At 66.3% G+C, this 14,124-nt stretch carries 17 protein-coding genes; 10 read left to right on the top strand and 7 right to left on the bottom strand.

Annotated elements, in window-relative coordinates; genetic code table 11:
- Positions 1–36 precede the first annotated feature (36 nt).
- From ACCQ13_RS05010 to ACCQ13_RS04995, 4 genes are all read left to right on the top strand, one after another.
- Positions 37–903: an SPFH domain-containing protein gene (locus tag ACCQ13_RS05010; protein WP_159406746.1), complete on the top strand. Its 867-nt coding sequence runs from the start codon at positions 37–39 to the stop codon at positions 901–903.
- A gap of 9 nt (positions 904–912) precedes the next feature.
- Positions 913–1,197 carry a hypothetical protein gene (locus ACCQ13_RS05005; protein WP_159406745.1) on the top strand — a complete coding sequence of 95 codons (285 nt, stop codon included), beginning with the start codon at positions 913–915 and terminating at the stop codon, positions 1,195–1,197.
- On the top strand, positions 1,194–1,373 hold the full coding sequence (locus ACCQ13_RS05000; RefSeq protein WP_104602178.1) for a type II toxin-antitoxin system antitoxin: 180 nt from the start codon (positions 1,194–1,196) through the stop codon (positions 1,371–1,373). The genes ACCQ13_RS05005 and ACCQ13_RS05000 overlap by 4 nt, the downstream gene beginning before the upstream one ends.
- Positions 1,374–1,483: 110 nt before the next feature.
- A complete protein-coding gene (locus ACCQ13_RS04995) occupies positions 1,484–2,281 on the top strand; it encodes a M15 family metallopeptidase (protein ID WP_159406744.1) in 798 nt (265 codons plus the stop codon).
- Between the two features lie 31 nt (positions 2,282–2,312).
- On the opposite strand, the gene ACCQ13_RS04990 is transcribed toward ACCQ13_RS04995, so the two are convergent.
- From ACCQ13_RS04990 to ACCQ13_RS04970, 5 genes are all read right to left on the bottom strand, one after another.
- A complete protein-coding gene (locus ACCQ13_RS04990; protein WP_104602180.1) occupies positions 2,313–2,987 on the bottom strand; it encodes a DNA-3-methyladenine glycosylase family protein in 675 nt (224 codons plus the stop codon).
- A 1-nt stretch (position 2,988) separates the two neighbouring features.
- The gene (locus tag ACCQ13_RS04985) at positions 2,989–3,360 is read right to left on the bottom strand and encodes a DUF423 domain-containing protein (protein WP_167526829.1); all 372 of its coding nucleotides are present in this window, start codon (positions 3,358–3,360) and stop codon (positions 2,989–2,991) included.
- 96 nt (positions 3,361–3,456) lie between these two features.
- Positions 3,457–4,638 carry a polyketide cyclase gene (locus tag ACCQ13_RS04980; RefSeq protein ID WP_159406742.1) on the bottom strand — a complete coding sequence of 394 codons (1,182 nt, stop codon included), beginning with the start codon at positions 4,636–4,638 and terminating at the stop codon, positions 3,457–3,459.
- 284 nt (positions 4,639–4,922) lie between these two features.
- Positions 4,923–5,564 (bottom strand): response regulator, encoded by a 642-nt coding sequence (locus ACCQ13_RS04975; protein WP_104602183.1) that lies wholly within the window; start codon positions 5,562–5,564, stop codon positions 4,923–4,925.
- On the bottom strand, positions 5,565–6,758 hold the full coding sequence (locus tag ACCQ13_RS04970) for a sensor histidine kinase (RefSeq protein ID WP_372372349.1): 1,194 nt from the start codon (positions 6,756–6,758) through the stop codon (positions 5,565–5,567).
- A gap of 213 nt (positions 6,759–6,971) precedes the next feature.
- Here ACCQ13_RS04970 and ACCQ13_RS04965 point away from each other — a divergent pair, with 213 nt between their 5' ends.
- The 5 genes from ACCQ13_RS04965 (at position 6,972) to ACCQ13_RS04945 (ending at position 10,071) form a co-directional block, all read left to right on the top strand.
- Entirely contained in the window at positions 6,972–7,565 is a 594-nt protein-coding gene (locus ACCQ13_RS04965; protein ID WP_159406741.1) for a GNAT family N-acetyltransferase, read from the top strand.
- 2 nt (positions 7,566–7,567) lie between these two features.
- Positions 7,568–8,311 (top strand): septum site-determining protein MinC, encoded by a 744-nt coding sequence (gene minC / locus ACCQ13_RS04960; RefSeq protein WP_104602186.1) that lies wholly within the window; start codon positions 7,568–7,570, stop codon positions 8,309–8,311.
- Positions 8,312–8,346: 35 nt separating this feature from the next.
- Positions 8,347–9,156, top strand: coding sequence for a septum site-determining protein MinD (gene minD, locus ACCQ13_RS04955; protein WP_104602187.1), 810 nt, complete (start codon positions 8,347–8,349; stop codon positions 9,154–9,156).
- A 2-nt stretch (positions 9,157–9,158) separates the two neighbouring features.
- Positions 9,159–9,416, top strand: a complete 258-nt coding sequence (gene minE, locus ACCQ13_RS04950) for a cell division topological specificity factor MinE (RefSeq protein WP_003484370.1) — start codon at positions 9,159–9,161, stop codon at positions 9,414–9,416.
- 154 nt (positions 9,417–9,570) lie between these two features.
- Positions 9,571–10,071, top strand: coding sequence for a hypothetical protein (locus ACCQ13_RS04945; protein ID WP_104602188.1), 501 nt, complete (start codon positions 9,571–9,573; stop codon positions 10,069–10,071).
- Positions 10,072–10,132: 61 nt separating this feature from the next.
- Here the strand turns inward: ACCQ13_RS04945 and ACCQ13_RS04940 are convergent, their stop codons facing one another.
- The gene (locus ACCQ13_RS04940) at positions 10,133–11,434 is read right to left on the bottom strand and encodes a sensor histidine kinase (protein WP_372372348.1); all 1,302 of its coding nucleotides are present in this window, start codon (positions 11,432–11,434) and stop codon (positions 10,133–10,135) included.
- Positions 11,427–12,152 (bottom strand): response regulator transcription factor, encoded by a 726-nt coding sequence (locus tag ACCQ13_RS04935; protein ID WP_104602190.1) that lies wholly within the window; start codon positions 12,150–12,152, stop codon positions 11,427–11,429. Before ACCQ13_RS04935 ends, ACCQ13_RS04940 begins: the two co-directional genes overlap by 8 nt.
- A 170-nt stretch (positions 12,153–12,322) precedes the next feature.
- Here ACCQ13_RS04935 and ACCQ13_RS04930 point away from each other — a divergent pair, with 170 nt between their 5' ends.
- A complete protein-coding gene (locus ACCQ13_RS04930; RefSeq protein WP_159407927.1) occupies positions 12,323–14,056 on the top strand; it encodes an ArnT family glycosyltransferase in 1,734 nt (577 codons plus the stop codon).
- Positions 14,057–14,124: the final 68 nt, after the last annotated feature.

Raw genomic sequence — 14,124 nt, 5'->3', positions numbered from 1 at the left:
TGATATCTTAACTTCAAACCACAAAGACGCCCAACCATGAAAGAGAAGTCGCTCGGTTCTTTTCCCGGCATTCCGGTGATCGCTATCAGTGTCGTCGTCCTGTTGCTGGCCGCCACGGCACTGATCGCCGCAGGCATGGGCCACCTGCCGATCCTGTCCATGCTGCCAGCCATTTTGATCGCTGCCGGCAACGTGTTCGTTCTGGTCGGCCTGTACACGCTGGAGCCGAACCAGGCGGCCGTCCTGAGCCTGTTTGGCAAGTACGTCGGCACGGTCAAGGACCAAGGTGTGCGCTGGAACAGCCCCTTCTACGCCAAGCGCCGGGTCAGCCAGCGCGTGCGCAATTTCGAAAGCGGACGGCTCAAGGTCAATGAACTGGACGGCAGCCCGATCGAGATCGCTGCGGTGATCGTGTGGCAGGTACTGGATGCCTCCGAGGCCGTGTACAACGTGGACGACTACGAAAGCTTCGTGCATATCCAGTCGGAAGCCGCATTGCGCGCGATGGCCACCAGCTACCCATACGACCAACACGAAGACGGCCAGATTTCGCTGCGTAGCCACCCCGCCGAAATCAGCGAACAGCTCAAGCGGCATCTGGACGAACGGCTCACTCAAGCCGGAGTGGATGTGATCGAGGCGCGCATCAGCCACCTGGCCTATGCACCGGAAATTGCCCAGGCCATGCTGCAGCGCCAGCAGGCCAACGCGGTGATCGCTGCACGTACCCGCATCGTGGCGGGCGCGGTCGGCATGGTCGAAATGGCGCTGGCCGAGCTGCAGAAGAACGGCGTGGTGCAGTTGGACGAAGAGCGCAAGGCGCACATGGTCAGCAACCTGCTCACCGTGCTGTGTTCTGATCGCGGGACCCAGCCGGTGGTCAACGCCGGCTCGCTGTATTGAGGTGATGCAATGAATATCATGGTGCCGCTGGTGGTTGCGCTGTCGGGCTTGCCCGCGCTGGCGATCGCCGCCTCGATCGGGGCGAACGACGACGACCGCGCGCGCGGCCTGGGCCTGCGCTGGGCGTTGATCAGCCTGGTGATCCTGGTTGGCGCCGCGTGCCTGTATTGGGCAGGCGACAACCGCGCCGGCATCTATGCGGTGGTGATCGGCATGATTATCGGCGTCAATACGCTAATCGTGTCGATGGTCATGCACCTGCGCCGCCACGGCAACCGCAGTGGCGGCCAATGAGCGAAAAGAAGGCCTATCCGCTGCGCATCAATGCCGAGGTGCTGGCCGCCGCGCAACGCTGGGCCGACGACGAGTTGCGCAGCCTCAATGCGCAGATCGAATACCTGCTGCGCGATGCGCTGCGCAAGGCCGGGCGGCTGCCGAAGCCGCGCGATGACCAGGAACCGTTGACCTGATGTCTGCGTGCGAAGGTCTGTCGGCCGCTCTCAGTCCAGGGCAGCCACACCAGTTACCCGAGGATCTACGCAAGTTGGCCGAACCCCACGCCTAGCCCTACCCTGTTGCGATGCGCCCGACCCAGACCCTGCTGCTCAACACCACCGCCATCGAACTGCTGCCCGCCGCCCTGCTGCGCGCGCGCAGCAATGCCGACGCACGCGTCCTGGCGCAGGCCAACTGGGTGCTGCGGCGCAAGCGCGATGGGCGGTATCTGGCGGCACAGTTGCCGCACGGCCTCATGCCGCTGATTCCGCGGCTGCCACGCGAACCGGGGCTGGACGAGGCGCTGGACCGGCTGCAGGCCGCCTCTGACCGCGCGCAATCGCCGCACGGCACGACGCTGGCCATCGAGGGCTTGCAACGCCGCCTGGGACAACTCGGGCTGGATGCAGATGACTATGTGCAACGCACCGGCCTGCAGCTGATCGCCGAGCCGGCGACATTGCACCATGCCGGGCGCGATCGCTTCGGGCGGCCGCTATGGCTCAGCAGCGGCGCGGTGCGTGCGTGGCGCCTGATGCGCGCCGCAGCGTTGCGCGCGAACATCGTGCTCGATGCGATCTCCGGCTATCGCAGCCACGATTACCAATTGGGCATCTTCGAACGCAAGTTCGCGCGCGGGCTTGCCCTGGACCAGATCCTGGCCGTCAATGCCGCGCCTGGTTTCAGCGAACACCACGGTGGCGACGCGCTGGATATCGGCACCCCGGGCCAGGCGCCGGCGGAGGAATCGTTCGAGGCCACGGCCGCCTTTGCCTGGCTAAGCGACCATGCGCCGCATTTTGGCTATCGCCTGAGCTACCCACGCCACAACCCACACGGCATCGTCTACGAGCCGTGGCATTGGCGCTGGCACGCCGCTTGAGGCGTCGCCACGCCGCGCATGCGGCATCTGCTCACTCCTGCGAACGCGGCGTCGGCACCTTGGCAGCCATGCTGAAGTCGGCGATCTTCCACAGGTAGAACGCGGCGTAGGTGCGGTACGGCCCCCAGCGTTGTCCGCGCTCGGCAAGTTCCTTTGGCGTGGGCATCTGTTCGTGCTTGTCCACGCGTTGGGCCCCCTTGCGCACGCCCAGGTCATCAATGGGCAGCAGGTCCGGGCGGCCCAGGCGGAACATCAGCATCATCTCCACCGTCCAGCGGCCGATGCCGCGGACCGGCACCAGCGCTTCGATAATGGCTTCATCGGGCATGAAGGCCAATCTGCGCAGCGAAGGAATCTCACCGGCGAGCTCACGCTGCGCCAGGTCGCGCAGCGCCAATGCCTTGTTGCCGGACACACCGCAGGCGCGCAGCGCGGCATCGTCCACGCGCGCAAGCGTGTCGGCATGCAGCCGGCTTGAGTCAACCGCCAGTTCCACCCGCGCCACGATGGTGGACGCCGCCTTGCCGCTGAGCTGCTGGAACAGGATCGCGCGCGCCAACGCATCCACGGGGTCGAATGGTTTGCCCCAGCCCGGCTGGGGCGCGATGGGGCCGATCCGCTTCATCCATGCACCCAGCGCGCGATCGCGCCGGGCCAGATGGGCGAAGGCGGCCTCTACCTCGAACCCGCGGGCGTGACGCGGCATCTCAGCGCCTCAAGGCACCGATGGCCAGCACCACCCAGCCCAACATCAGACTGACGCCGCCCACCGGAGCCAGGCTGGTCGGCCAGTGCAGCAAGGTGCCACCGACCAGGCTACCGGCGAACAGCAACGTCCCCAGCAATAGCAGGTACAGCCCCACCCGCCCGAGGACACGCGTTTCGGTGGCGCCCAGTACGGTCAGCACCGCGCCATGGCCGAACGCATACAGCGACGCCAGCTGCAGCCGCGACTGCAGCAGTGCATCGGCCACGCCATGCGCGGCGTAAGCCGACAATCCGACCGAAATGGCGGCAAGCAGGCCACCGCAGAACGCCAGCAACGAGGGGTGTTTTTTTCGACGATCGAGCAAGGACATGCAGGCAACTTCCCTGGCAGCGCCGTAGCGCAAAAAAAAGCGCGCCGCAGGACTGCGGCGCGCTTTGGTCTGGATCAGGTCATCGCGGTGGGACGATTACTTGATGGCCCAGTAGACATCGTAGGTACCGTCCTGGGTGAAGGACTTGTCCACGCCACCCTTCCAGGCTTCGTACGGGCGCTCGGTCACGTCCATGCCGCTGGTGGCGGCCCAGGCACGCAGCGAGTTACGTACGGCATCCAGGCCGGCCATATGCCCTGCGTAGGTCGCAAACGCCGAACGGTGTGCCGGAGTGCGCTGGTACTTCACCGGTGCCTCGGACGGGATGGTGAGCTTGAGCTCCTCGCCGGTGGCAGCGACCGGGGTCGCATCGACCGGAGCGGCAGCCGCAGCATCATCCTTCTTGGCATCCGTCTTGGCGGTGTCGGTCTTGGCATCGGCCTTCGGCGCGCCACCGGCACGCTTGCGAACCGGCTGCACAACGTCGAACGCGTACTTGTCGGTGGCGAAGTCGGTGGTGACGATACGCACAGGCCCGACAGCTTCCAGGCCATTGGCGTCCATCACGCGCTTGATCCACTCCTGGTTGTCCTTGATCGACTTCTTGATCGTCTCGTTGTCACGATCGATGTTGCCCGCAGTGACGACCAACAGGTCCTCGGCCGGCACGTCGACGACCTTCAGATCGCTCAGCACGGGCTTGCCGTCCAGCTCGGCGCGGTAGTCGAAGTTCGGCACCGTGGCCAGCGCCGTGGCCAGACGCGCCAGGCCCAGCTTCAGGTCGTCGCCAACATGCCGGCTGACATACAAGCCAGCGTAGCGACCGAACAGGTTCCAGCCGTACTTGACGCTGTAGTCCTGGGTGATCTTGACGTTGCGGTTGTTCTTGCCGGTCGCTGCCAGGGTGAAGTTGGTGACCTTGTCGTAGCCCTTGGTGGGATCTTCGATCGCGATCTCGACACGCTCGTTCTTGACGGTGTTTTTGATTTCCCAGCTGCCGTTGCCGATGTAGCCCTCGGTGGAGCTGTACTCGACGCGTGCACCCTTGCCCTCTTCCGGGCCGGCCAGCTTCAGCTGGATCTTCGGGTCGCGCAGCACGAGCGGGTTCCAATCCTTGAACCGACGGAAGCTGTTCACGGTGTCGTAAACAATCGTCATTCTGCGGTTGGTCTCAACACTCTCGGACATCTGTCGCTCCGAGGGCAACACCAAGCCCACCACGACAAACAAGCCAGCCACGATCCCCAAGGCGATCAGGAACTCGATAATACGGGTCATTCAGGAGGTCTCCGGGGCCGATCCCACGGCCGGGTTGAGTGAAGCGAAGCCACCATCCTAGCAGGCTTCGGCAAAGATGTTCAGTTGTGCGACGGGTAGCGCGGTCTTGCGGTGTCATCCGGCGCGCGCGATGGTGCCGGCGAACGCCGTTTTCCGAGCCTGCACAGGGGTTTGAGGCGATGTAGCGACGCCATCATGCACATCGCGCGCGGCGTGCGCGTGATGCGGCCATGCCGGCAGACGGCCGCTTCGGCACAGGCTGCGCAGGGCGGGACATCCTGCCTTCACACCAACTGCAGCTCGAACGCCTTTAGCACCGCGCGGGTGCGGTCGCGTACGCCCAGCTTGGACAAAATATTGGAGACGTGATTCTTGATGGTGCCCTCGGCCACGCCCAGCGAATTGGCGATTTCCTTGTTGGAAAAGCCGCTGGCCATCAGCCGCAGGATCTCGGTTTCGCGGTCGGTGAGCGGATCGGGCCGGTCCAGGCTGACGAATTCATTGTGCATGTGCTCCAGGCCGGACAACAGGCGCTGGGTCACCGCCGGCTGCACCAGCGAACCGCCATCGGCCACGGTGCGGATGGCACCGACCAATTGCTCCAGCGAGACATCCTTGAGCAGGTAGCCCTTGGCACCGGCCTTGAGCCCGGCCAGCACCAGCTGGTCGTCGTCGAAGGTGGTCAGGATGATGGTCGGCGGCAGCGTGCCGTTGTGCGAGAGCATCTGCAATGCCTCCAGCCCGGACATCACCGGCATGCGCATGTCCATCAGCACCACGTCGGGCTGGATCTGCGGAATCTGCTCCACCGCCTGCTTGCCATCGGCGGCCTCGGCCACCACCTCGATGCCGCCGTCCAGCGCCAGCAGCGAGCGGATCCCCTGGCGCACCAGGGTTTGGTCGTCGACCAGGCAGACACGGATCATCTAGAACACTCCTTGAAGGATGGCCGCAGGCATCAGTGCCGGCGCGCCTGGAACCGAGATACGCAGGCCGAAGCCGCCACCCCGCCGGGTTTGGATCTCCACCTTGCCACCATACTGGGTGAGCCGCTCGCGCATGCCGCGCAACCCATTGCCCGGCGACACCGTTTCGGCGCCGCGGCCGTCGTCGCGCGCATCCACCAGCACGCAGTCGCCGTCGCGGCGCACCTGGATCCACAGGTTGCGGGCAGCGGCATGGCGCACTGCATTGGTGATGATTTCCTGCGTGCAGCGCAGCAGCACGTGCGCACGCTCGGGGTCGTCCAGGGTCAGCGGCTGGGAAATATCCAGGTGGATATCCAGCGAGGGCACCTGGGTGACCAGCGGGCGCAGTGCCGCCTCCAGGTCGATCGCGCCGCTGTCGCGCAGCTGGCTGACGGCCTCGCGCACGTCGGTGAGCAACAGCCGGGCCAGGGTGTGGGCCTGGCGCACATGCTCCTGGGCCTGGCCTTCGGTGATGTGGCCGGCCACTTCCAGATTGAGGCTGAGTGCGGTCAGGTGGTGGCCGAGCAGGTCGTGCAGCTCGCGCGAGATGCGCGTGCGCTCGTTGACGCGGGCACTTTCGGCCAGTAGCGCACGGGTGGCGCGCAGTTCGGCATTGAGGCGGCGCTGCTCCTCGCGGGCCTCGGTCTGCTGCCGCGCGACCAGGCTGGTCACGAAAATGAACATCGAGAAGCCGCCGTACAGCAGCGACTGCATCAGCGCGCCGGAGACCGGGAACCCGAGCAACAGATTGTAGACCGGCAACACCGCCAACTGGCTCAGTACCAGCCACACCACGCCCACGCGCAGCGGCAGCAGCCAGGGGATCACCCCGGCGGTCACCATCATCAGAATGCTGCCCAGCCCGGTCCTGGTGAGGTAGCTGACCGCCAGCGCACAGACCGTGAGCAATAGCAGGATCAGCCGGTCGTACCAGTGCGCGTGGCCGCCACTGCTGAGCCCGCGCGTCACCCAGAAGTAGCCGACCCCGAAGCAGACGAAGAACGCCGACATGGTCACCGCCTCGAACAGGCTGCGGTGGTCGGCTTCATCGGCGGGCGCCCAATAGATGAACACCAGGGGCATGGCGATCATCGCCCAGGTGAACAGGCCGGCGAAGCGCAGGACGCGCGTATGACTGAGGTATCCCAACATGCCTGCATCTTAAGCCCAAGCGGTGCCGCTGCCCTGCTGCCGGAAGTCATGTCTGCAGGCTCGCCCATCGGCATCCCCGGCCGGCTGGGCGATGCCCGGTGCGGGTCCTGCGCCGGGCCGGTGACACCGTCCAGGTCGCCGCCTCAGGCCACGCATGCAATAATCCGGTGCAGATCCGATTTCGGATCGAACGCGTTACCCCACGGAGCCCTAATGTCGATCGTCATCCGCGACGTGCGTGAGCACGAGCTCGATTCCGTCCTGGCCCTGAACAACAATGCCGGACTGGCGATCCTGCCGCTGGATTCAACCAGGCTGCAACGCTTCTATACGCAGGCCGAGTACTTCCGCGTCGCCGAGCGCGACGGCAATCTGGCCGGGTTCCTGGTCGGGTTTGGCAGCGGCAGTGCCCATGACAGCAGCAACTTCGCCTGGTTCCGGGACCGTCATCCGGAGTTCTTCTATATCGACCGCATCGTGGTGGCCAGCCGCCGTCGCGGCGGTGGCGTCGGCCGGGCGTTCTACGCCGATGTGCAGAGCTACACCGAGCTGCGCTACCCGCAGCTGGCCTGCGAGGTATTCCTGGACCACGGCGCCGATGCGGCACTGCTGTTCCATGGCAGCTTCGGTTTTCGCGAGGTGGGCCAGAACACCATGCCCGACGTGGACGTGCGCGCCAGCATGCTGATGAAGGACATGTGCAGCTATCCATGGATCAAGGAGACCTATGGCGGCAACCTGCCCGAAGAATTGCCGTGGGTGGGTCGGCCACGCCTGGCCACCGCCAACCCAGCGACGGGGGCCTGAGCGTGGCCAGCGTAACGGTGGACTTCGAACAGGCCGGCGAACTGAAGATCGGCCAGGTGGGCATCGCCAACCTGCGCGTGCGTACCCTGGATGTGCCGCGACTCGTGCAGGAGATGCGTGAGCGCGTGACCCGCGCGCCCAAGCTGTTCGGGCGCGCAGCGGTGATCCTGGATTTCGGCGGGCTGTCGCAGGTGCCGGACCTGGCCACGGCCAAGGCGCTGCTGGACGGCCTGCGCGATGCCGGCGTGCTGCCGGTGGCGCTGGCCTACGGCACCAGCGAGATCGACCTGCTGTCGCAACAGCTCGGCCTGCCATTGCTGGCCAAGTTCCGCGCCCAGTACGAAGCGGCGGCGACAAGCCCGCCCCCCCCGCCACCGCCCGCCCGTGTCGAGCCGCCGCCCCCGGCTGCGCGCCCCGCGCCTGGCCGCATGCAACGCACGGCCGTGCGCTCGGGCCAGCAGCTGTATGCGGAACACTGCGACCTGACCGTACTCAATACGGTGGGTGCCGGGGCGGAAGTCATCGCCGACGGCAGCATCCATATCTACGGTACCCTGCGTGGCCGCGCTCTGGCCGGCGCGCAGGGCAACCCGGACGCGCGCATCTTCTGCCGCGACTTCCACGCCGAACTGGTGGCCATCGCTGGCCACTACAAGGTGCTGGACGATGTTCCCATGGACCTGCGTGGCAAGGCCGTCCAGGTCTGGCTGGAGCAGGATCAGATCAAGATCGCTGCGCTTGATTGACGCGGCCCAACCACAGAAATACTCGGAGAAATCCTTTGGCTGAAATCATTGTAGTCACCTCCGGCAAGGGCGGCGTCGGCAAGACCACCACCAGCGCGAGCCTGGCCTGCGGGCTGGCGCGGCGCGGCAAGAAGGTCGCCGTCATCGACTTCGACGTCGGCCTGCGCAACCTTGACCTCATCATGGGCTGCGAGCGGCGCGTGGTGTACGACTTCGTCAATGTCGTGCACGGCGAAGCCACGCTCAAGCAGTCGCTCATCAAGGACAAGCGCTTCGACAACCTGTACGTGCTGGCTGCCTCGCAGACCCGCGACAAGGACGCGCTGACCCAGGAAGGCGTGGAAAAGGTACTCAAGGACCTGGCCGCCGACGGCTTCGACTACATCGTTTGCGATTCGCCGGCCGGCATCGAAAAAGGCGCGTTCCTGGCGATGTATTTCGCCGACCGCGCGGTGGTGGTGGTGAACCCGGAAGTGTCTTCGGTGCGCGACTCCGACCGCATCATCGGCCTGCTCGATTCCAAGACCCGCAAGGCCGAGGAAGGGCAGAACGTGCCGGCCTTCCTGCTGTTGACCCGCTACAGCCCGGGCCGCGTGGAAGGCGGTGAAATGCTCAGCATCACCGACGTGGAAGAAGTACTGGGCCTGAAGGCCATCGGCGTGATTCCCGAATCCGGCGACGTGCTCAACGCCTCCAACAAGGGCGAGCCGGTGATCCTGGATGCCGAATCCCCGGCCGGCCAGGCGTATGACGACGCAGTCGCCCGCATCATGGGCGAGGAGCGCCCGATGCGATTCATATCCGTGGAGAAGAAAGGCTTCTTCAGCAAGCTGTTCGGAGGCTAAGCATGGGCCTGCTCGATTTTCTCAAGAGCAAGAAAAACACCGCCGAGACGGCCAAGAACCGCCTGCAGATCATCATTGCGCAGGAGCGCAACCACCGCGGCGGGCCGGATTACCTGCCGTTGATGCAGCGCGAATTGCTGGAAGTCATCAAGAAGTACGTCAACATCGATGCCGATGCGGTGCGCGTGGATCTGGTCAAGGATGGCGAACACGACGTGCTGGATATTTCGGTCGCGCTGCCGGAAGACGGCGACAAGTAAGCGCGGCCATGGATGCAGGCGCGCCGTCTGCATCCGAGGGCGCGCTGTATGGCAATAGCCACGTCATCCTCCCGACGGTACCGTGGCAGCACGGTGCCGTTTTGGTTTCTGCCCACTGCGCGCCAGCCGCGTACCTGACCATGAGCCACTGCGCGTGATCCCTGATCCTGATACCGACTCCAACACGCCCAGCGTGCTGCGCGTGGCCGATATCGGCCTGGATGCACCAGCCGCCCTGCTGGCCCGCTACGGGCTGCGCCTGCATCGGGTGGCCGCCGGTGCGCCGATCCCGGGCAGCTTCTGGGGTGAACCGGAGGCCGGCATCATCGGTTGCGATGTCTACGTGCGCGACGACACGCCGGTGCACTCCCTGCTGCACGAGGCCGGGCATCTGATCGTACTGCCGGCCGACCAGCGCGCCGCCGTGCATACCGATGCCACTGACTCGGTGGATGAGGAAGATGCCACCTGTTATCTGCAGATCCTGCTGGCCGCGCAATTGCCCGGCGTGGGCAGCGCGCGCCTGATGGCCGACATGGATGCCTGGGGGTACACCTACCGTCTGGGCTCCACCCGCGCCTGGTTCGAACAGGATGCGGAAAACGCGCGCAGCTGGCTGGATGCACGTGGTTTGCTGCCTGCCCTGGAGCGGTGACCGGACGCGTGCCGTTAGCGGCCGCCAAAGGGGCGCGGACGGCGAGTGGGAACCGCGATGCTTACCTCGTTCTCGATTCGCCTACCGCAGCCGCACCGGACAGCTCCAGCGTGGCCACGGTGCCCTGACCTGTATCGGATTCGAGTTGCAGGTGCCAACCCAGGTGCGCGCACAGCCGACCGATCAGCTCCAGGCCGATGCCATTGCCCTGGCGTGCATCGCCGCGCGCCAGGCGCGCGTAGATGGCGCTGATCTCCTCCGGCGTCATGCCATGCCCGGGATCGGCGATGTGCACCACGCCGGGTGCGGACAGCCCGACGCGAATGACGCCACGATCGCTGTTCTCGATCGCGTTGCGCAGCAGGTTGCCGATGGCGGTCTGCACGATGGCCACCGGGGCGGTCAGGCTGCACGCAGGGAGCGGGTCGATGACCACCTGCAGATCCTTGTCGACACACAGGTGTGCATGGTCGGCGACGATCTCCGGCAGCAGTTGATCCAGCCGCACGGCATCACTGCTGCGCACCAGCCGCCCCGGATCCTTTGCAAGCACGAGCAGCAGGGTGATGAGCTGCTCCACCGAGGCACTGGTCTGCGCGATGCGCTTGAGCTGGTGGCAGACCGCCGGCGGCGTGCCCGGTTGTTCCAGCGCCAGTTCCACCGCATTGCCGATCACCGCGATCGGCGTGCGCAGCTCGTGGCTGGCGCTGTCGATGAAGGCGCGTTCGCGTTCGACGAACTGGCGGTTGCGTTCCAGGTAATCGTTGAGCGCATCGGCGATGACGTAGAGCTCGGCACTGCCCTGCACGCCCACGGTGATCTGCTGTGCACGGCGTTCGGGACGCAATGCGCCGATGTCGCGCGCCAGCTCGGCCAGCGGTCGCACCAGGCGGGTCATCGCGTAGCGGCCCATCACCACGCTGATGCCGATCAGCGCAATGCCGGCCGCCAGCATCCAGCGGGTGAGGAATTTCTCCAGCGCTTCGAAGTCGGTGATGTCCAGCACCAGCGCCAGGCGGCCTGCCTGCGGGGTATCGCGCACCATCACCGCGCTCTGCCGTCCGCCGATCTGCAGCTCGTCGTGCAGGCCCGGATGCAGGGTGCGCAGGATCGGCGGCACCGGTTCGGCCCCGTCGACGCGGTAGAGCCGCAAGGTATCGGAGTCTTGCCAGCGGTACGCCCGGTTGCGCGCACTCCGCTCCAGGATGCTGTCCAGTTCGGAATTGAGCAGCGCGCGCCAGACCCCGTGCTCGGCGCGCTCGTGCAGGTATTGCGCGGTGGCGAAGACCGCCAGCGTCATCAGCAAGGTGTAACCGAACAGCCACACCATTACCCGGCGGCCCAGCGGGGGTTGCCTAGCCATCGCCACGCTCGCCGCCATCACCTCCATCGCCGCCGTCGCTGCGCTCGGAAACGGCCAGGCGATAGCCCAGGCGTGGCAGCGTGTGGATCAGCTTCTGCGCGAACGGGCCATCCACACTGCGGCGCAGTTCGTAGATATGCGAGCGCAGCATGTCGCCATCGGGCGGGTCGTCGTCCCACAGTGCCTGCTCCAGACGCTGCCGGGTGACCGCTGCGGGGCTGGCCTGCATCAAGACTTCCAGCAATTTGCGACAGGCCGGATACAGGTGCAGCACCTGTCCGGCACGGGTGGCTTCCAGCGTATCCAGATCCAGCCGCAGGTCGGCCACCTGCAACACTTTGCTGCGGCGCCGCCCCTGCGCACGCGCCAGCAAGGCGTCGATGCGCACCTCCAGTTCGGGCAGCGCGAACGGCTTGGTCAGGTAATCGTCGGCACCGGCACGGAAACCGGCAATCTTGTCGGGCAACTCGTCGCGCGCAGTCAACATGATGACCGGCAACGCGCTGTGGTGTTCCTCGCGCAGGCGGCGCAGCAGTTCCGGGCCGTCCATGCGCGGCATCATCCAGTCCAGCACCAGCACGTCGTAATGCTGGGTGGTGGCCAGATGCAGGCCGGTAATGCCGTCGGGCGCCGCGTCCAGGGTGTGGCCGCGCGCTTCGAAATAGTCGAACAGGTTGGCAACCATGTTGCGGTTGTCTTCGATCACCAGCAGCCGCATGCACGCAGTTCCAGGACAGCCCGGCAAGGGCGGTCCTGGCATCCTAACCGAGCATGACCACGCCCGGTCGCACGGCGACCCGCCGCACGAGGCAATGGCGCGGGCGCCGAAGCGCCGACAGAATTCCGACCTGCCCGACCGCTATGGTCTACCCCCCTTTTCGACAAGGCGTGCGCGTGTCGCCTGCCATTTCCGTGTCCGTGCGCCGTCGGCGCGCCCTGGTCGCCGCGCTGGTCCTGATCGTGATGAGCCTGCTGGCCGGGCTTGGCATGCGACAGCCCACGCCACCGGACGAGCCGCGCTTCGTACTGGCGGCGCGCACCATGGTCGAAAGCGGCCAATGGCTGCTGCCGCATCGCGGCAGCGAGTTGTACGCAGAAAAACCTCCGGTGTTCATGTGGCTGCAGGCGGCGACCTATGAGCTGGTACCGCACTGGCCGGTGGCGTTCCTGTTGCCCTCGCTGCTGGCTGCGCTGGTCACGCTGTGGCTGACCTGGGACCTGGCACGCCGGCTGTGGAACCGGCGCGTGGCCTGCCATGCGGTACTGGCCCTGTTCGCAGTGCTGCAGTTCGGCCTGATGGCCAAGCGCGCGCAGATCGACATGGTGCTGGTGGCGCTGACCACGCTGTCGCTATGGGGCATGCTGCGACACCTGCTACGCGGGCCGGACTGGCGTGCCTGGGTGGTGGGGCTGTGCGCGGCCGGCGTCGGCACGGTGACCAAGGGAGTCGGATTCCTGCCCTTGCTGCTGTTGTTGCCGTGGATGGCATTGCCGCGCCGGCACTGGTGCGTATTGCCGGCGCGCGCCTGCGCCGGACGCAGCTGGTTGCTGGTGTTGCCGGCCTTCGTGGCCGGCACGGCGGTGTGGCTGGCACCGTTGTGCATCGCCTTGTTGCGCAGCGACGACCCGCAACTGCACGCCTATGCGCACGAATTGCTGTTCAAGCAGACCGGCACGCGCTACGCGCACGCCTGGCACCACGTCAAACCGGCCTGGTACTACCTGCAGGTGATCGCCACGCTGTGGCTGCCGGGCTGCCTGCTGCTGCCCTGGCTGCTGCCGGCGTGGTGGCGGCGCTTGCGGCGCGGCGATCCGCGCTATGTGCTGTTGCTTGCCTGGAGCGTGCTGGTGCTGCTGTTCTTCACTGCCAGCCCGGGCAAGCGCGAGGTCTACCTGTTTCCGATACTGCCGGCGCTGTGCGTGGCCGCAGCGCCGCTGCTGGCCGGGTTATTGCGCCGCCGCGGCGTCCGTCGGCTGCTGACCGGCTATGTGCTGCTGCTTGCACTGGCCGGGCTGGTACTGGGCGGCGGCATCGCCTTGCATCTGCACTGGGCCGAACGCAGCGCCGTGCAGCGTGGCATGGATCTGGCCACGCTGCGGCCGGTGGGTGTGTGGCTGATCGGTCTGGGGGCGGCGGGTCTGGTGGCGATCGCGTGGTCGCGCGGGCGCCGCGCCGGCACCGCCGTGGTGGCCATGACGGCAGCGCTGTGGATGGTGCATGGCCTGGGACTGATGCCGGCACTGGACCCATACAGCTCATCGGCGCGCGTGATGCAGCGCGTCGCGCAGCGTCTTGGCCCGGACGCCGAACTGGGCATGCTGGCCTGGCGCGAACAGAACCTGCTGCAGGCCGATCGCCCGGTCACCGACTTCGGCTTCAAGGCCAGTTGGCAACAGCAATGGGCCAAGGCCGGGCCGTGGCTGGCGCAGGCACCGGACAAGCGCTGGCTATTCGTGCTCAGCGAAGCGGTGCCGGCCTGCATCGACCCCGCCCAACGCATCGACATCGGTGAAGCCAATCGCAACCATTGGCAGTTGCTGCCGGGCACCGCGTGGCATGCGGGTTGCGTCACCGACGCATCCAACACCGAATCCGCCGCCGGGGATGCCGATACAGACTGAACGCGCGTTGTCGGCGCAGCGCCGGTCCGACCACTCTCCGACACGCCGGTTTCGAAGATGCCCGACAT

The sequence above is a fragment of the Xanthomonas sp. NCPPB 1638 genome, assembly GCF_041475635.2.
Lineage (GTDB): Bacteria > Pseudomonadota > Gammaproteobacteria > Xanthomonadales > Xanthomonadaceae > Xanthomonas > Xanthomonas cucurbitae.
The sequence above is the reverse complement of the archived record's forward strand: the minus strand, read 5'-3'. Positions and strand labels throughout refer to the sequence as shown.